The sequence below is a fragment of the Flavonifractor sp. AGMB03687 genome (assembly GCF_017811815.1).
Lineage (GTDB): Bacteria > Bacillota > Clostridia > Oscillospirales > Oscillospiraceae > Flavonifractor.
This window is the reverse complement of record NZ_JADKZI010000014.1, coordinates 1-17241: the sequence shown is the minus strand read 5'-3', so window position 1 is coordinate 17241 and position 17241 is coordinate 1. Positions and strand designations below refer to the sequence as shown.

Here is a 17241-nt window from a genome sequence, read left to right as displayed (position 1 = left end):
GACATATAACTTTCTTGCAATAGACACAATAATGCCAAAGTATAGCACTACCGCATATTTTGATTTTATTTGCAAGAAAAGTTAATCATCTTCCCACCTCTTTCTAAATTTCAAAATATTATACCATAAATCGCAGGCAAATACAAGTGGTTATAAAAATTTAACAAATCGCTTATAATACAATCATATAACTTTACGCATTCCTTACTGACCGTAAAATTCCGATTTATTGCTGACTTTATTATACTTTATTGCCTATCGAAAAGATAGCATATTTTATGAAACTTGTCGGCTGGGAACAGCTTGCAACGCAAGGTGTCCCCAGATGACAAGTCCACAAAAGGGTAGCTGGCGGTAGCCAGCGCAGGGGAAGCGTAGCGTCCCCTGTATGATTTGGAGCAGACCATGACTGCGAAAAATCACAGCCCTCCGGCAAGGAGCCTTCGGAGAACGCAATGCACCAACCTTTGGGTGGTGTATAATTGCGCCCTTAGTAAACTAAGGGGTTTCCGGCTTCTCACGTTCCAGCAGTTTCTTCAATAGTTCCTGCGTGTCCTGCCTGTGAAAAATGAGTGTCAACAACAGCATGACATCATCATCTGTCAGGCGTTCCGGCTCTTGCAGAAAACTTTCCAGCATACCGCCACGAGTACAGAGCCGGTGTGTCCGTTCTTTTCGGGTAAGCTGCTTTAGCTGGTGCTGCAATGCCTTTTCATCATTGATGGCTTTCCGCAGTTTCTTTTCACTCTTTTCCAACTCTCGGTTGAGCTTTTCCAGCTTTGAGGTATCAGGCAAGGGCAGCGTCCTCCTTTCCCGGTATCAGCACATAAATCCTGTTTGGTTCTCCAACGCCCTGACGCACTCGCATGATCAGTCCGGCGGTTTCCAGTTCATTCAGAGAACGCTTGACCGTCATGGGGCTGCGGGACAGGACTGCGGCAATGGCTGTGACAGGGAAGCAGATAAACAGGATTCCGTTCTCGTCCTCCTGTCCGTTGGATAGCATAGCGTCCAACATCCGGCAGTACATGACCTTTGCGGTGCTGCTGACTGGAAATCCTGTCAACGCTCTGGGAAAGGGCATACAGGGCGGCAACGGTGTGCCTATCGTCATAAATTCAAAATTCATTCGGTGTGTTCCTCCTTTTTCTTTGCTCTTTTGGATAAATAACGGGGGCAGTCAACCACAACCGCCCGGAAGCTCTGCTTGCACCCATGCTTGCATTTCCGGCATAATTCGTTGTAAGTGACACGCCCCCGGTCATTGAGGTAAAAAGAAAGCTCATGCTTCCTCTTTTTGCTCATTCTCGGCATATTGCGTTTCCTCCCGTTTTAGTGTATAGTTTCGGGGCGATTTTCGGCAAAATTACGGTCATAGAGCCGTCTAAAATCTCCAGAAGTATCAGCAATAGGGTAGACTATCCCCCTATCAGATTGTCGTGTTTCGGTATCATTTCGGTATCAGTTCGCCAGTTCTCCCCGGTGTCGTTCCTCCCCTGAATCTCACAGCGGCGTATTGCTCCCTTTGGTACGCTCGTTTCGGTCAGGGTTCCTCCATATCCCTGCCAAAAGTCATGGCGCTACATCGCCGGGGAAGCATATCCCACACAGGCTGGTCATTCGATTGGAATAATCCATCGATGAACTACCTGTATCATAGAACATTTTTGTGCCCTGTGCCGTATGTCCACAAAGTAGGAATTAAGGGTAAAAATCAGAAATTTCCACGATTGCGGAAAGTATGATATAATCCAGTTAAGCGGCAGTAATGAAACCGCCGGAAAGGAGCGTGCGCCCATGAAAGGAGCGACAAGCATACAGGAACGCCTTTGGGAACTCCGCAAGGACAAAGGCTTAAATCTGGAAGAATTATCAGAGCTGACGGGCATTTCCAAATCAGCTCTTGGCAGTTATGAAAAAGAGGATTATAAGGAAATCAATCATGGCAACCTTATCACGCTGGCAGACTTCTATGGGGTTTCCGTTGATTATCTGCTGTGCCGGACAGAGAACCGGGAGCAGATCAACACGCCACTAACAGAGCTGCATTTGAATGATGAGATGGTGGCACTTCTGAAAGGCGGTCGGATTAACAACCGTCTGCTCTGTGAGCTTGCCACTCATAAGGACTTTATCAAGTTTCTTGCGGACATTGAGATTTATGTAGATGGGATTGCCACCATGCAGATTCAAAACCTCAACGCCCTTGTCGATACTGTCCGGCATGAAATCATTGAACGGTATCGCCCCGGCGAAGACGACCCGCATTTGAAAGTGCTGCAAGCCGCCCATATCAGCGATGATGAATATTTCAGCCACATGGTTCTTGATGACCTCAATCTCATTATCCGGGATATTCGGGAAGCCCACAAAAAGGACAGCGAGAGTGCGCCCCAGACCACCGTTGCCGATGAATTGAAAGAAAATTTGGAAGCGGTTGAAAATTTCAAGGGCAGTCGGGATGAAAAGCTGGTTGTCCTTTACTGCAAGCAGCTCGGCATCAACTATAAAAATCTGTCAGACGAAGAATTTCGCTGGCTCATTCGGATTCTACAAAAATCAAAGAAAACAGGAACTCCTATCAGTCAAAGGAAAAAACGGTAAAGAAAAACCGCTGTTGCATGGTTGTGTTTGCTTCCATGTAGCAGCGGTTGGTGCTATACTTATTCAGTTAAAATTTCAAAGCGATAAAGTGGAATTTATCTTAGAAATTACAGCAATGTTATTTTGATAAACTTTCAAGAATTGAAATATCATGCTTATCTTTATCTCTTAATTCATAACCTGAATGGAAAACTCTTTGGCCTTTTAAGGATATACAAGGAATTGTTTTTCCTTCAAAAAAAGCACTACCAAAGTAATCTTTTTCAAACTCATACCAGCCACCCTCTAAATCAGCTTGTTTTGAAGTTCCGTCCTCACTTAAAACGAACGGGTGAATGTCTAAGTAACCAAGTTCATCACTATATAACTCTATTCTAACCGGTTTCCAGTCTGTATCAATTTTATAGCCCAGATTCAAAAGCACATTTAACAATTTTTCCGTATGTTGAGCATCAAAATTTATATCTATATCTCTATGAATTCTTGTTTGTTTACCAGCTAAAATATCTACACCCCATCCGCCATCCAACCAGTATGTAATTCCAGTATTTTCGAATAATTCTATTACTTTCATTAAATCTTCTTTTGTTGTTATTTCTTTTCTACCCATACAAAGTCTCCTTTACAACTTCTAATTTGTAATAATCATTCTACCATACCGTTATGAATAAATCATCTCATGTAAAACAATTTCTTCTGCCCGGTTGTGAATGTTATTGCAACGCTGCACCCATTCCATTTGACGGGTACGCTTCAATTCCTCGGTCACGCCCTCGGCAGCTTTCATCTGCTCCATGATGGTGTCTAACCGTTTCTGTGCCTGTTCGTTCAGGTCTGCAAGATATGTCCACAATTCCCCGGTCAGGGTCAATGTGTGTAATCTGGCTGGGCAGACTTCTCTTAAATATTCCCGGTGCATCCGTCCGTACTTTCCGATGGGGCGGTGTTCCTCCGGCAACTTCAAGTCCGGGATGTAGTAATCTCCAACAAGGATATAATCAATTCCGTTTTCTTTTATTCTTGGTTTCAATTCGCTCATGTTCCTTACCTCCTGTGGAAGCAGGCTCGTCTGGTACTAACTCAATCACATCGGTAATCTCACAATTCAGCGTTTCGCAGATACGGGCTAATGTATCCATGCTGATGTGCTTTCCCTCTTTGCTCATGTTGGCAATCATATTTGTTGTCATACCAGCGGCAAGCCTTAAATCCTCTTTTCTCATATCACGCTCTAACAGTGTGTGCCAGAGTGGTTTATAGCTGATGTGCATATTGTTTTCCTGCCTTTCTATCCATACCACCGGAGCGGCTGCCCCGGCAGGAACTTTTCTCTTATTATAGCACCAATCTTGTGAAATCACAATTTATTCTTGTAGCCTGCCGCTGATACCGTCTGGATTGGCTTTTCCTTTCTTTTTGTTCCCTTTAATTAGCCATGAACTGCTTAATGCCCTGGCTCTTTGCTGATGTGCGATAAAGAAGTAATAGAAGTGTAAAAAATTTTGCCGTTCCTATCCGGCACTTGGCCATTGTGTCGGATAGGTCGGGCGTTAGGCTTCGGGCAAGTCAATTTTGCCGACAAAGCTGTAATAAATCTCAATGTCCTGCCTGCGGGTGCCGTTCTCGTCATAGCTGCACTCATGCACGACGATTTTCTCAATCATTTCCCGCAAGAGGGTGGGTGTCAATTCCTCAAAGGCAAGGTGCTTGCGGACAATCCCCATGAATTTCTCGGCGTTAACGGTGGCCGCCTGCGACTTGTCCAGTTCCGCCTGCAATGCGGCGGTGCGGTCTTTCAGTTCCCGCTGCTCCTGCTCATAGTCTGCCGACAGTTCCATGAAACGCTCGTCGCTGATTTTGCCGTTCACATTGTCCTCATACAGCCGCTTGATAATGCGGCTCACTTCGGCAATCCGCTCCTGCGCCTGTTCAAGCTGCTTGGTGGCTGCGGCGGTCTTTCTCTTGCCGCCGATTTCGTTCTGCTGGATCAGCAGCTTTACAAAACGGCTCTCGTGCCTGGCAGCATACTCCGTCACTTGCCGGAGATTGGAGAGGACACCGGCGGTCAGCAGGTCGGTGCGGATAAAGTGCGCCGTACAGTCGCGGGTGCGCTTCTTGTAGCTGCCGCAGATGTAACAGTCCTGCTTGCGGTTCTTGTTCTGATACCGCTGCTGGTACATCACATGGCCGCAGTCGGCGCAGAACAGCATACCAGAGAACAGCCCCACTTCGTCATAGCGGTTCGGGCGTTTGCGCTGCTTGCGTAACTCCTGCACACGCTCCCATGTTTCCGTGTCAATAATCGGCTCATGGTGGTTCTCAAAAATGGCCTGCTTCTCAATGGGATTTTCTACGCTGTGCTTGGTCTTGTAAGAGGGCTTTTCCGTCTTGAAGTTTACCAGACAGCCGGTGTACTCCCGGTTTTCGAGGATATGAACGACGGTGTTCGTCGCCCATTTACACTCATAGCCGGGGTGGTAGCGGCGTGTGCTGCCTGTCCTGCGGTATTCCAGCGTCCCCGGCGTGGGGATTTGCTGTTCCGTCAGCATACGGGCAATCTTGGTCGGGCCGTTCCCCGCAAGGCAAAGCTGGTAAATCTGCTGGACAACCGGCGCGGTTTCCTCGTCAACGATATAGTTCTCGTCCTCGTCCATGAGGTAGCCATACACCGGCTTGCTGGTAACGGGCTTGCCGCTCATGCCTTTTGCTCTTTTAACTGCCTTGATTTTCTTGCTCGTATCTCTCACCAGCCATTCGTTGAACAGATTTCGCAGAGGGGTAAAATCATTGTCCATGCCGCCGTTTGCGCTGTCCACATTGTCGTTGACAGCGATAAAACGCACGCCCTTTTGAGGGAACAGCATTTCCGTGTAAAACCCTACCTGCAAGTAGTTTCGCCCTAACCGGCTCATGTCCTTGACAATGACCGTACCAACTTTCCCGGCTTCAATGTCCGCAAGCATGGCTTGAAATCCGGGCCGCTGGAAGTTCGCGCCGGAATAACCGTCGTCGGTGTACCAGCGCAGATTGGTAAAGCCGTTCTGTTTTGCGTAGGTTTCGAGTATCCTTTTTTGGTTCGATATGGAATTACTCTCGCCTTGCAGCTCGTCCTCATGGGACAATCTCGGATAAAGGGCGGTAATGAGGTTTTGGGTGGCTTGTCTTAACATAAAATCCTCCGTTTCCGACAGCCAGCCCCACTATTCCGTGGTTTCATTGTACCACGGAACAGCGGGGGCTGTACAGCGGCAAAAGCGTTAAATTTGCTTCTTTACAGTCGGTCAAATTGCCGGTTTTTGCGTAGCAGCGGCTTCCGCTTCCAGTACCCGCGCCATTTTGTCGGCGGCGGTGGTCGTGGTATCTTTCTTGAAATAGCCGGACACGACAAGGACGGAATTGCCCATGCGGATTTCCGTCACGCAGTCGGGGCGGCGGGCGGTGCGGGTGTCGTGCTGCTTGTTATCTGCCATAGGCAATACTCCTTTCAGTCGGTAATCAGTTTCTTCATGCTCTCCATTTTCCGCTTGGCGGTTTCCTGCCGGAAGTTGTCGCCGGTAAAGCGTACCGGGACGCACATGGAAAGCAGCCGGTCATAAATCCGGGAATGGGCGGTGTCCTCCGGGTTTCGCAGGTCGTCCAGCGTGAGGTTGGTCGTGACGATCAGCGGCTTGCCGCTGCGGTAACGGCTGTCAATCACATTGAAAACCTGTTCCAGCCCGTAGTCGGTGCCGCGTTCCATGCCAAAGTCGTCAAGGATCAGCAGCGGATAGCGGCAAAGGCGGGAAATGTACTCGTTGCGCCCCTCAAAGCTGGCGGCAAGGTCATTGAGGATCAGGGCAAAGTTCGTCATGTGGACGGGGATTTCTTTCTCCATGAGGGCGTTTGCGATACAGCCCGCAAGGTAGCTTTTCCCGGTTCCTACGCCGCCCCAGAACAGGCAGCCGATATTGTCTGTCCGCATATCCTCCCAATGCTCCACATACCGGCGGGCAAGCCCGGCCTGCGGGTTCCTGCCGTTGTCATTCTCGAAAGTCCAGTCCCGCATGGCGGGGTCGGTAAAGCCCCGGCGTTTCAGTTCTTCCACGGTGTCAAGGTGCCTGCGCCGCTTTTCGGCGGCTTCCCGTTCCTCGCGGGCGGTTTTCTGGCAGTCGCACTCTGCCGGGTGGCGGTCGCGCCCGAAGATAGCGGCCTTATCCGGCGCAAAATAGGCTTCTTTCGGCTTGCGGCACTTGCCGCAGTACAGCAAACCGTCCTCGCCGGTGTAGTCCTCCGGCTCCGGGGTGGTGGCCGTCATATTCTCCAAAACAGCGTTGATTTCGTTCTTCATAAACTCTCGCCCTCCTTGCATGAGTAGTCTGGTATGCCCTTTTTCGGGGCTTTCTTAGTTGCGTCCTCCTGCGCCCATTTGTAGATGGTGGCGGCATGGCTCTTGTATCGCTTGCCGCTGGACGCGATATGGCAGGATAGCCGGTCAATGTAATAGTCCCATTTGCCGGGCAGGTCTGCTTTCAGCCCGTCCAGTTCCGATTGCGAAAGAAAAACATTTTCATACCGGCCATAGGCGGCGCGGGCGGGTTGTCCCGTATCTAACTCTCGCTCTCTCTCTTTTTCTATCTCTTTCTCTATCTCTATCTCTGGTGGACAAATGTCCGCTTGATATGGTGGACATTTGTCCGCCCCGGCCTTTGGCAAGGCTTTCTGCTCCTGCAAAGCCAGCCTTGCCCGCCGTTTTCGCTCCCCCTCGGTAGAGGATTGGCCGATCAGTAGTTCAATGTTGCTCATATACAGTGCGCCGTTCTGTAACGGCTCCACAAGCCCCAGCTTCATAAAAATCTGCAAGGCCCGTTCTACGGTGCCGACTTGCTGACGGGTAATGGTGGCAATCATCTGCGCGGTGTAGGGGATATTTTCATCAAGCTGCAACTTCCCGCCGTTTTTCAGCGATTTCAGGTACAGTTTCAAGAGGATGTTGGAATAGAGGATACCGTCCTGCATACTTTCCAGCAGCACAATGGCGTCCTCGTCAAAGTAATTCTCTTTCAGCTTGAGGTAGTAGTATTTTCGGTTGTCTGACATGGTTCCTCCTTTGGGTGGATTTGGGGTGTTTGTACGCATTTAGAACGCCGTTTCCGGGGGAAAAGGATAAATGTATCGCGTACCCTTTGACACCCACGAAAAAAGCCTTGATTTATGCGGGTTTGAAAGGCTCTAAAGCGTGACATCTCTGCCTTTGTTTCCGCTTTCTCTCGGCGGCGCGGATTTTCTTCATGCGCCCGGCGCAGTCGGGGCAGTATTTCCCCCGGTTGGATTTGGGGACAAAGGCCGCTCCGCAGACGGCACACCGTTTCCGGCTCCCCCGGTATAAGAGGGCTGCGGACAGCTCCCCGTCAAGGGGCAGGACAGCCACACGGAACCAGCGGCACATGAGGGAAAGGGAAATGCTCTGGACGCACACGCAAGGCTCCCCGTCGTCTAACAGCAGGCAGTTCCCCTCGTCGTAGTTACAGCACTCATGTACCAGCCGCCGCGCCCGCCGGTGCTGGCGGTAGTCCATGCGGGGCAGGTTATCGCTCATGGCTCTGCTCCTTTCTGCGGTGCGGCTCGTCCCGGCGCAAAATCTGGTTGATATTCCGCTTGACGGTCTGCAACTCCTTGAACCGCTGCTTCTGTTCGTGATAGGTGTTATACAGGCCGTCTTTCTCGGAGATAAGCTGCTCGATCTCGGCCTGCAACGCTTTCCGGGCGGGCAGCTTGGTAATGCCATGCGCCTTGAAATACCGGGCGGCTGCGTCGGCTATGATAAAATCGCTCTCATGGGCCTGCCGGTATGCGGCGCGGGCTTTCTCGGATTTCTGCGCTTTCAACCCGTCGCGGGCGGGCTTGGTCTGGGCGTAGGCCAACACCTGCCGCTGCAACTCCTTTTTCCCTTGCAGCTTGGTTTCCAGTGCTTTCAGTTCGCCGCTGGTCTGGCGCATTTCCGCATAGGCGGTATCAACGGCGGCTTCTAACTGCTCCGGGGAAGTAAAGCCGTACTGCTGGTAGACGGACAGCGTTTTGGCGGCCTGCTTCAGATTGTGTATCTTCGCCCAGCGTTCATAGCCCCGGCCTTTGCCCTCGGCCATTTTCTGCTCAATGTCCACAAGCCGCTGCACTCCGTCCTGTTTGGGGGCGGTTTGAGGGGCTTTTGCGGGCTGTATGCCGCGTTTCTCCTGCCAGGGGTATTCAGGTATGGCTGCGGCCTTTTCTATGGCTCTGGCGGCATTCTGCTCCAAAACGGCAAGGACGGCGGTGCGGTCAAAATCGTCGCCCAGCTTCCGGGCGGTGATGGGCTTTGTCCTGTCCGGCGTGAGATAGGACAGCCGCCCCCGGCTCTCCTTGACGGTCACACCCTCCCGCAGCAGCAGAGAGGAAAACTCGTCAAAGCTGGCGGCGGTGGCAAGGGCTTTCCGTATGGTCTGCCGCAGCTTTTCCTTGTTCGTTTCAAACTTGGTCTGCCGGGGCGTGATACCATCGGCAATCATGGGGGCGTTCTGCTTGTCCAGCGCGGCTTGTCCCTTTTTCTGCGCCCAATACTCCCGGTCGGTGATGCGGTTCTTGCTGCCGTTCAAGAGGTCGATTTGGTAAAGCCCCTCCCGGTGGCACATCTCCATGACTTCGGATTTGAAGTAGCGCAGGGCAGCGTCGGTACATCGGTGCTTGCAGCCGGCTTTCGTGTCGGCTGGCCTGTCCATGTAGGGCAGGAACGGCACTTCCTCAATCCGCAGGCTGTTTATGACGATATGCACATGAATGTTGCCGCTGTGGTTATGCCCGTCCGGGTGGGTGCAGACAAGGGCTTGGTGGCCGGGGAAATGTTCTTTACAGAATTGCTCCCCCAACGCCTGCGCCCGGTCTACGGTCAGGCCGTTGTCCGGCCCGTCCCGCGGGTCAAAGCTGATGATGTAGTGGTGGCTTTTCACATCTTCCCGCCGCTGGTTTTTCTCATAGCGGAGATTGGCCCGCATACACGCAACGGCAAAATCCTCCCCGCCGCAGTTCAGCGTAGACAGCCGGTAGTCCTCGCGGGGGATAAGCCTGCCGGTTTCATCAAGGACGGGCTTCATGGTAAATTCGTCATGCTCAAAGAGCAGGTATTGTTCGGCGGCTCCGTAGTCGGCGTTTTTAGAGTTGATATGTTTGAGTGTTGCCAACCGCGTCACCTACTTTCTTTAAGACTTCATACTTGAGGGCGGCAAGGTCGGCTATGGCGGCGCGTACCTCGCCGGACAACGCATGATAGGGCGCGCCGTACTCGTTCAGATACCGGGCAATCTGGTTGAGGTTGCCGCCGATCCTGCCGTACTCGGCTGCGAGCTTCCCGACAGCGGAGAGCAGTTCGTCATTGACCGACGACACATGGAGTACGGGGCGTATGGTGGTACGCCGGATCGCCTGCCGGAGAAATTCCGACTGGCTGATACCATAGGGCGCAAGCCGCGCTGTGAAGTCGGCGTATTCATCTTCGGTCAGCCGGGTTTTCACAACGCGGCTGCGGTGGGGTGTGTTGTATTTTTTTCGCATGGTCGTGACCTCCTTTCTTGCCGCATGAGCGCGGCGGGGATAAGCGGCGCAAGCCGCATAGCAGGGTTTGGGGAAGGCACTCCCCAACAAGTTTCCCGCGAGGGGCAAAACCGCAGAATTGCGGATTTTGGCACCGTGGTAGAAACTTGCTCTAAGTAAGCCGCAGACTGGCCCTGTCCGGGCTTTTCCGTACATAGAGCGAACAGGGCGGGGCTTTCAGCCCGCTGTTCGCTGCCTTTTTTCTTTCGCCAATATTACTCCGCAGAGGGGCTTTGCTACCCGCTGGCTGCGCTATTTTTCTTTTCCGCTAAAGATACATTTGAAAAGCCGTCAGCTACCCGCTGGACAGAGATTTTTCAAAATTTCTTTTGCCTTAGTAATCCGGGAACGGGGATTTTGGCAACCGGCGGGACAGAAAAATTTTGCTTTCACTTCCTACAACGGAGAGATTTTGAAAATGCCAAATATCCGGGCGGGAAAATTTCTCCCCTCATTTACTACTACAACCGGCAGGGGGCAAAATGGCCGGGAGCCAGAACGGGCAACAAAAAAAGCAGCAAATCTTTTTCAGACTTACTGCTTTCGCTGGTCGCCGGTGGCGGCTGGTATTCAGTTTTGAAAGTTTAGGGCTGGCTGGTATGACGATAACGCGTTTAGCAAATAAAAACTTCTCATCTCAAATCAAAAAGAATACTTTCATAGTCCTTTACAAAATACTTTATATTTGTGCGTCCTTTCTGAATAATTGTGTGGCCTTCCGCTTCCAACTTTTCCTTTTGTGCCTCTACACCGCCGGGATATTTTGCGTTCAATTCCCCGTTTGCCTTTAAGGTTCGCCAATACGGGGTTTCATCTTCAGAACGCTGGTAACTCGCCCATGCTGCAATAGATACAAAAATCCCGGCTGTAATAGGCTCTGTGAAATCCGCTCCATTCAGTTTAGCAAAATATTCACGGATTTTTCCGACAGTGATTACTTTGCCATAAGGAATTAGTTTCATCACTTTATCATATTCGATTGGTGGGGCAAAATACATTCTGCTTCCGCCATATTTCTCAATGCTTTTCTGGTCGGTAATAATCTGAAATTTAGGCATATCCTTGCTATCATGTAGCATGGCATTAAAATCTTTTTTATCTTCATTCGCCATCTCTCAACACCTCCTGCCTTAATTATAGTGGAGCAGATTATTCCATGCAATGAGACGGTTTGAAAATCAGCTTGATTTTTTTCTTGTCTGACATTGGATATAACTCAACGGTCAAAGCGAAATTTGAACAGCGCGGCAATGAGCCGCTGCTTCACATAGTCCTCCACCTCGGAGTTGACCTGTCCGTTTATTTTGGAGAAGTAGCGGATATATCCGGCGTAGTGGGAAAGAACCGTGTCGATTGCGTCCGGGTCGCCCTCATGGGCTTTAACGATTGTTTCATAGGGGAGAAGTTTACTCATGGTCGTTTCCCTCCATGAGCTGGCTGGAGAGGACAGAATGAATGTCATTTGAGTACGTCCGTTCTCGGAAACATATCCACTTCGCTTTTGGCACTATCGGTATACGGGAACATATCCAATCTCTCTCTGGAATGTATACCATACTTTTAAAAGGCAGAATAGCATTTTAACTTATGCTACCCTACCTATAACTAAACATTTACAGTTGCATGTGGCCTATTGTTTTTAGCCGTTAAATATTTTATAACTATTAAATAGCGATACAAATTGTTCGAAACTAATATTGTTTATATCATATATTCTCGCATGTTTTAAAGCTTTATTAAATTGATTTTTTGTAAACAGTTTTTCATACTCTTTGTTAACCCATTTCATTACAAAAGTTTCATATTTTTTTCTCTCTTTAAATGCCATTTTTGCTGGCTTTCTTTTTAATACAATTAATGCGCTATCCACTTTAGGTTTTGGATGGAAATAATACCTAGGAATTTTTGCTAATATAGAAATATCTACCTCTGCCATTAACAGCAATGCTAGTGATCTGTTTGTATCTAATAACCTTTTAGCAAAACCATATTCCACTATTAAATAACTTATTGTGGCTGAACTTTCAAAAACAATTTTTCGAATTATATTTGTGCTTATGTTGTAAGGTATGCTGCCAAATATTTTATATGGATTGTGGCTAGGAAATGTAAATTTCAGTATATCATCATTTACTATTTGATAGTTAGGATAATTTAAGAGCTTATTACGAGTTACCTCACATAATTTAGAATCAATTTCTATCGCCGTAACAAAATTACATCTCTTTACCAATTCAGCAGTAAAATGACCTTTCCCTGCACCTATTTCAAAGATGTTATCTTTTTCATCTAAACTTATGCAATTCATTATTTTTTCTATGTGATATTTTGAAGTAATAAAATTTTGACTATCTTTTATATTTACTTTGTTCATTATAACCTCTCCTTAAAGGTAAGCGCCTAATATAAGGGTATCTGTTCGCTTGGTCATATATTTGCCATAATAGTAGTAATCACATATGCCAGCATTTTACTCTATGATCCGGCGCTAGGATCTAGCAGTAAGCAAGCATTTTACTACAATTATGGAGGTTACATTTATGCAGACAGAAAGACGAACTGCCGATGAGCAATACCGGCTCATCATGGAATGTCGCAGCAGCGGACTAAGCGATTTTCAGTGGTGCAACGAGCACGGGATCAAACCCGGTACATTCTACAACTGGGTCAAGCGGCTTCGCAAAAAATCCTGCTATGATATTCCGCCGGCAACAGGCCGGGGAGGCTATAAGCCTTCGGAACAACAGGATGTTGTCAAACTTGAAATCGTTGACCAGCCTGTTCTGCACGAAGAGACACCACAGCTTTTAAGCGTGCTTCCGGATCATACGGATACAAACTGTATGGAAGCAACTGCTGAGATCAAACTCGGCTCCGCCCTGATCAGGATTTCAAATGATATAGATCCGGCACTTTTAGCACAGATCATCCGGTCTGTGGGAGGTGCATCATGCTAGGCGACATTACAGCTGCAACAGATATTTATATCATTTGTGGCTACACCGATATGAGAAAATCAATCGATGGTCTGTGCGCCATCATCAGAGACCAGCTTCACTTTGAACCGGAGCATACCACCGCGCTCTACCTTTTCTGCGGCAGACGCAATGACAGGATAAAGGCACTCCTTCATGAGAATGACGGTTTTGTGCTTTTATATAAACGCCTCGATCATAACACCGGAAAATACCGGTGGCCACGTAACCGTGACGAGGTGAAAACCATTACATGGAGGCAGTTTGACTGGCTCATGTCCGGTCTTGAGATCGAGCAGCCAAAGGCAATAAAAAGTGCCTGAAACGCTTGATTTTTCTAGGCTTTTGCACCTGTTTATGGTACAATAGAAGTATCAAAAAACGGAGCAGAAGACCATGCCTTCAGGAGTAAAAGATATCCAGCTCTTAGAGCTTAAGGATACAATCTCACAACTGAATAAAACAATCAGCACTCAGAACGAACTCATAAGTTCATTGCAGAAGATGCTGGAAGAACGCAATGCGAAGGACAGTGAAAAAGACCTTCTGATCGCGAATCTCCAGTCTCAGCTTGCGTATCTTAAGAACAAGGTCTTTGGCTCAACCAGTGAAATACGCCATGACCAGCTGGACGGACAGCTGAATCTGTTCGGTACACCCGTCGGTGATGAAAAGCCTGCGGAAGTGATCGAACCGGAAGTGATCAGCGTCAAGGGGTATACCAAAGAGCGGAAACCCAAGGCAACCTATGATGACAAGTATAACTCTGTGCGCTCCATTTGTAAACATTTTTTTACGGATATAGTAGGACTGTCTATCAAATTTTTCTGTGTTTCTTTACGACACATGAGCATTTGCCGCGGGGTTGTCGGACCCGTAACCTTCCAGCAGGTTGATGACGCCCCACACCGCCAGACCAGCGCCCAGAGCCATGACCAGAATCTTGAGAATGTCGATAGCAGAGTTGAAAAATTCCATATACGTTCCTCCATTTTGTTTGTTGGTTTTGGGTACAAAAAAAGCCGCCCACATTGGCGGCGCTTCGGGCCATCATGGCCCGAAGTTACACAAACTCGTCGCTGTCCAGATCGTCAAAATTCAACAGGTCAGCTTCTTCGTCTGTGTCGGAGCCGTCCACCTCGTACACCGTGTATTCGTCCTCCGGCTTTAGTCTCAATGGCCGGTGGCGGAACAGGCTTTCCAAGTGGAAGGCGTTTTTCTTTTTGTCAAACTCGGCTGTGTACTTGTAGTTGGGGTGCTTTTTCAAATCGTATTTGGGAGAAAAGAAGGGCGGAAGCCCTCGAAGCTGCAAGATGCACTTGTCTCCCGGCATGGTGGTGATCTCGCTGGTCGTCATCAGCTCCCGGCCAAGCCGCTGCATATTCTGGCTGTAACTCTCGGACTGACCCCGGCTGCGGCCTTCGGTCTGCATGGAGATAGTGGCCTTGCCCAGCCAGTTTTCCGAAATATCCTTTAGGGTGGAAGCCTCCCGGCCTCCGAGGAACACGATACTGTCCATGTTTCCCATGATGGTTTCGGAATGGTCCTTGTACAGCGCCTTGCATTGGCTCATGGCCTGATAAAAGAGCGTCAGGCTGATCTCCCGGGAACGGATAACGGCAACGATTTTTTCCAGCCCCGGCACCTGTCCCGTGTTGGCCGCCTCGTCCCACAGCACCCGTACATGATGGGGCAGGCGTCCGCCATAGGTGTTGTCGGCCCGTTCACACAGAAGGTTGAACATCTGCGAGAAAGCGAGTGCCACAAGAAAGTTATAGGTGGTGTCCGTATCGCTGATAAGGAAAAACAGCGCCGATTTTTCATCCCCCAGCCGGTCAAGCTCCAGCTCGTCATAGGACATGATCTCCCGAAGCTGGGGAATGTCAAAGGGGGCAAGTCTGGCTCCGCAGCTAATCAGTATGCTCTTAGCTGTCTTGCCACTTGCCAGCTTGTACTTCTTATACTGCCTCACAGCGAAGTGCTGGGGACTCCGGCGCTCCAGCCCGTCAAACATATAGTCCACCGCGTTTTTGAAGGTTTCATCATCCTCCCGGACTTCCATGCTGTTTATCATTTCCACCAGCGTATTCATGTTGCGTTCTTCCTCCGGCCCCTCAAATACGATGTAGGCCACAAGGGCGCAGTACAAAAGGGTTTCGGCTTTAGTCCAGAACTCGTCGCCCTCCTTGCCGTCGCCTTTGGTGTTGGCAATCAGGGCGGTAACGAATTTCAGCACGTCGCTTTCCGTTTTGATGTAGGCCAGCGGATTGTAGTGCATGGATTTGGAGAAATCGATACTATTGAACACCCGCACCTTATATTTCTCCCGTTGCAGGAACCGTCCGCATTGGTCGAGGGTGCCGCCCTTCGGGTCCACCACCACATACGAGGAATGGGCTTGAAGGAGCTGCGGGGTCAGCCAGAACCTTGTTTTGCCCGAACCGGACGAGCCGATAACGCAGGCGTTCAGGTTGCGGGCGTTGGCGGGTATCTTCGGGCGTGTGTTCATGGTAAGGAACTCCGTCCCGGTCAGAATGACATTGTTCTGAAATTTGGGGTCTACAAACGGCTTTATAAGATCAGTCTCCTCTCTCTGACTGCTGCTGATCCGGTATAAACTCCACGATGTCATCCAGTTTGCAGTCCAGAGTTGTACATAGTTTTTCCAGTGTCGTAACCCGTACATCTTCATTCCGACCAAGTTTGGCCATGGCATTGGTGCTGAGTCCAGCAATGCGTGTCAATTCCGTTTTGCTCAAGTCTTTGTCGATAAGCATCTTCCAAAGTTTCTTATAGCTGATTGCCATTTTATAACTCCTGTCTCAGTAGAAAAATGATTAAGCTTCTTATACCAAATCATACTATAGCAGATAAAATAATTCAAGCAGATCTTGAGAAACTCAAAATCTGCTTGAATTGTTTTGGGCTGAGATATAACTACACAAATCAAGGGTTCTTCTGCGAACAGGAAGGCAGCCATCTCTTGGCCATGCGAAAGAAACCATAATTCTATTGGTTCATGTCCCATGCTCTCCCTTCAGTTCGCGCTTATACTTGTAATAGGTATTCCGGGCCAGACCGGTCAAGCGCATAATCTCGGCATCACTGAGATTACCGCCGAATTCCTTGGAGAGTTTTCTGACCACTTCTTTCGATTCAATGCTTTTCCTCGTGACGACGACACTGTTCTTCTGACGACCAATCTGCTTCCCATTCAGGCGTGCGGTTTCAATTCCTTCTCTGGTGCGCTGGTGCAGATCCTGGACTTCCTTTTCGGACTGCTCAAAGGCCAGTCGAATCTGCTCCTTGGCCAGTTCCAACAGGTAACGATTGACACCTTCCAAGATGTAGTCCACATTGCTGCCGGTCAGTTGAACGTTGTTTTCCAATGCCTTCTTATAGGTCTCAGTATTGATGTGGGGTTCTTTCAGGTAAACAAGGTTTACCCCTTTTTGATATAGCTCTTCATAGGCGGCAAACCTTTCTTTGGCATCTCCACTCATACGGGAAACACTGTCAAAGACGATCTCATCCCCAGGCTGGATCCTGCGCATCAGTTTCAGCCATTCCGGCCGATCCAGCCGCGTCCTGGTAAAGACCTCTTGCACAATAACGGCGTCAGGATAAGCCGCCTTGATATTTCGGATCTGCCTCTCGATGCTTTGCTTGGGTTTCGATGTCCGACAGTAGCCATACCGCATCTTTATCTACCTCCGTACAGCGTATTGTTGTTAAGACTCGATGGTCTCAATATAGACCATCGTTTTAACTAGTACTATGATTTACGCCAAGATCGATCTTTCAGCAACAAAGATTGAGACACTTCAAAGGCAGGTTTATTTTGATACTGTGAGGGAGCGATTCAACCAGCAGTTCAATGACAAACGCGTGTGGATGCAGTACGATTGGAGCAACGGTGAAGCACTTTTGGTGTTAATAGTAGTCTGATGTCGTTCAAGGAGGTATGCACTATGAACATGAAAGATGCATTCCGTTTTCAAAACAAACTCAAAAACCTGATGTGTGAGGCCACCAGCATCCTGCAGGACCGGCGCAACATTGT

Annotated in this window: 22 protein-coding genes and 2 pseudogenes; 4 read left to right on the top strand and 20 right to left on the bottom strand. The window is 49.1% G+C overall.

The window, feature by feature from the left end:
- Positions 1-498: 498 nt before the first annotated feature.
- From J9789_RS16755 to J9789_RS16745, 3 genes are read right to left on the bottom strand one after another with little or no spacing between them, the layout of a single operon-like run.
- Complete coding sequence (locus J9789_RS16755) at positions 499-795, bottom strand: DUF3847 domain-containing protein (protein ID WP_002584328.1); 297 nt, start codon at positions 793-795, stop codon at positions 499-501.
- The gene (locus J9789_RS16750; RefSeq protein ID WP_002584329.1) at positions 788-1129 is read right to left on the bottom strand and encodes a DeoR family transcriptional regulator; all 342 of its coding nucleotides are present in this window, start codon (positions 1127-1129) and stop codon (positions 788-790) included. The genes J9789_RS16755 and J9789_RS16750 overlap by 8 nt, the downstream gene beginning before the upstream one ends.
- On the bottom strand, positions 1126-1314 hold the full coding sequence (locus J9789_RS16745; protein WP_002584330.1) for a hypothetical protein: 189 nt from the start codon (positions 1312-1314) through the stop codon (positions 1126-1128). The genes J9789_RS16750 and J9789_RS16745 overlap by 4 nt, the downstream gene beginning before the upstream one ends.
- A gap of 483 nt (positions 1315-1797) precedes the next feature.
- Here J9789_RS16745 and J9789_RS16740 point away from each other — a divergent pair, with 483 nt between their 5' ends.
- Positions 1798-2604, top strand: coding sequence for a helix-turn-helix transcriptional regulator (locus J9789_RS16740; RefSeq protein WP_002584331.1), 807 nt, complete (start codon positions 1798-1800; stop codon positions 2602-2604).
- A 118-nt stretch (positions 2605-2722) separates the two neighbouring features.
- Here J9789_RS16740 and J9789_RS16735 read toward each other — a convergent pair whose 3' ends face one another.
- From J9789_RS16735 to mobC, 10 genes are all read right to left on the bottom strand, one after another.
- On the bottom strand, positions 2723-3214 hold the full coding sequence (locus J9789_RS16735) for an aminoglycoside-2''-adenylyltransferase (RefSeq protein ID WP_002584332.1): 492 nt from the start codon (positions 3212-3214) through the stop codon (positions 2723-2725).
- A 51-nt stretch (positions 3215-3265) separates the two neighbouring features.
- Positions 3266-3643 carry a TnpV protein gene (locus tag J9789_RS16730; RefSeq protein ID WP_002584333.1) on the bottom strand — a complete coding sequence of 126 codons (378 nt, stop codon included), beginning with the start codon at positions 3641-3643 and terminating at the stop codon, positions 3266-3268.
- Positions 3603-3965, bottom strand: coding sequence for a helix-turn-helix domain-containing protein (locus tag J9789_RS16725; protein ID WP_007887891.1), 363 nt, complete (start codon positions 3963-3965; stop codon positions 3603-3605). Before J9789_RS16725 ends, J9789_RS16730 begins: the two co-directional genes overlap by 41 nt.
- Positions 3966-4154: 189 nt before the next feature.
- Positions 4155-5774 carry a recombinase family protein gene (locus J9789_RS16720; RefSeq protein WP_074754402.1) on the bottom strand — a complete coding sequence of 540 codons (1620 nt, stop codon included), beginning with the start codon at positions 5772-5774 and terminating at the stop codon, positions 4155-4157.
- 111 nt (positions 5775-5885) lie between these two features.
- Positions 5886-6074 carry a transposon-encoded TnpW family protein gene (locus J9789_RS16715; RefSeq protein ID WP_020995296.1) on the bottom strand — a complete coding sequence of 63 codons (189 nt, stop codon included), beginning with the start codon at positions 6072-6074 and terminating at the stop codon, positions 5886-5888.
- Between the two features lie 14 nt (positions 6075-6088).
- Positions 6089-6931 (bottom strand): ATP-binding protein, encoded by an 843-nt coding sequence (locus J9789_RS16710; RefSeq protein WP_074754404.1) that lies wholly within the window; start codon positions 6929-6931, stop codon positions 6089-6091.
- Positions 6928-7680 carry a phage replisome organizer N-terminal domain-containing protein gene (locus J9789_RS16705; RefSeq protein ID WP_074754406.1) on the bottom strand — a complete coding sequence of 251 codons (753 nt, stop codon included), beginning with the start codon at positions 7678-7680 and terminating at the stop codon, positions 6928-6930. The genes J9789_RS16710 and J9789_RS16705 overlap by 4 nt, the downstream gene beginning before the upstream one ends.
- 112 nt (positions 7681-7792) lie before the next feature.
- Entirely contained in the window at positions 7793-8179 is a 387-nt protein-coding gene (locus J9789_RS16700) for a cysteine-rich VLP domain-containing protein (protein WP_004452819.1), read from the bottom strand.
- Positions 8169-9794, bottom strand: coding sequence for a relaxase/mobilization nuclease domain-containing protein (locus J9789_RS16695; RefSeq protein WP_002584974.1), 1626 nt, complete (start codon positions 9792-9794; stop codon positions 8169-8171). Before J9789_RS16695 ends, J9789_RS16700 begins: the two co-directional genes overlap by 11 nt.
- A complete protein-coding gene (gene mobC / locus J9789_RS16690; protein WP_002584975.1) occupies positions 9766-10164 on the bottom strand; it encodes a plasmid mobilization relaxosome protein MobC in 399 nt (132 codons plus the stop codon). Before mobC ends, J9789_RS16695 begins: the two co-directional genes overlap by 29 nt.
- 396 nt (positions 10165-10560) lie before the next feature.
- On the opposite strand from mobC, the gene J9789_RS16685 reads away from it, so the two are divergent.
- Entirely contained in the window at positions 10561-10791 is a 231-nt protein-coding gene (locus J9789_RS16685) for a hypothetical protein (RefSeq protein WP_158024444.1), read from the top strand.
- A gap of 44 nt (positions 10792-10835) precedes the next feature.
- Here the strand turns inward: J9789_RS16685 and J9789_RS16680 are convergent, their stop codons facing one another.
- The 3 genes from J9789_RS16680 to erm(G) all read right to left on the bottom strand — a co-directional run bounded on the left by J9789_RS16680 (position 10836) and on the right by erm(G) (position 12577).
- Positions 10836-11315: an MGMT family protein gene (locus J9789_RS16680; protein WP_075704894.1), complete on the bottom strand. Its 480-nt coding sequence runs from the start codon at positions 11313-11315 to the stop codon at positions 10836-10838.
- Between the two features lie 104 nt (positions 11316-11419).
- Positions 11420-11617: a helix-turn-helix domain-containing protein gene (locus J9789_RS16675; RefSeq protein ID WP_075704895.1), complete on the bottom strand. Its 198-nt coding sequence runs from the start codon at positions 11615-11617 to the stop codon at positions 11420-11422.
- A gap of 225 nt (positions 11618-11842) precedes the next feature.
- On the bottom strand, positions 11843-12577 hold the full coding sequence (erm(G), locus tag J9789_RS16670; RefSeq protein WP_014387027.1) for a 23S rRNA (adenine(2058)-N(6))-methyltransferase Erm(G): 735 nt from the start codon (positions 12575-12577) through the stop codon (positions 11843-11845).
- Between the two features lie 166 nt (positions 12578-12743).
- Between erm(G) and J9789_RS16665 the strand changes: the two genes are divergently transcribed.
- Positions 12744-13160: a hypothetical protein gene (locus J9789_RS16665; RefSeq protein ID WP_075704896.1), complete on the top strand. Its 417-nt coding sequence runs from the start codon at positions 12744-12746 to the stop codon at positions 13158-13160.
- Entirely contained in the window at positions 13154-13501 is a 348-nt protein-coding gene (gene tnpB / locus J9789_RS16660) for an IS66 family insertion sequence element accessory protein TnpB (RefSeq protein WP_075704897.1), read from the top strand. The genes J9789_RS16665 and tnpB overlap by 7 nt, the downstream gene beginning before the upstream one ends.
- A 532-nt stretch (positions 13502-14033) precedes the next feature.
- Here tnpB and J9789_RS16650 read toward each other — a convergent pair.
- The 4 genes and pseudogenes from J9789_RS16650 to J9789_RS16635 form a co-directional block, all read right to left on the bottom strand.
- Positions 14034-14156 (bottom strand): annotated as a pseudogene (locus J9789_RS16650) (Maff2 family mobile element protein); the annotation flags it as partial.
- A gap of 85 nt (positions 14157-14241) precedes the next feature.
- Positions 14242-15753 (bottom strand): annotated as a pseudogene (locus tag J9789_RS16645) (VirD4-like conjugal transfer protein, CD1115 family); the annotation flags it as partial.
- Positions 15754-15757: 4 nt separating this feature from the next.
- Positions 15758-15985 carry a helix-turn-helix domain-containing protein gene (locus J9789_RS16640; RefSeq protein ID WP_148337083.1) on the bottom strand — a complete coding sequence of 76 codons (228 nt, stop codon included), beginning with the start codon at positions 15983-15985 and terminating at the stop codon, positions 15758-15760.
- A gap of 210 nt (positions 15986-16195) precedes the next feature.
- Positions 16196-16879: a recombinase family protein gene (locus tag J9789_RS16635; RefSeq protein WP_148337084.1), complete on the bottom strand. Its 684-nt coding sequence runs from the start codon at positions 16877-16879 to the stop codon at positions 16196-16198.
- Positions 16880-17241: the final 362 nt, after the last annotated feature.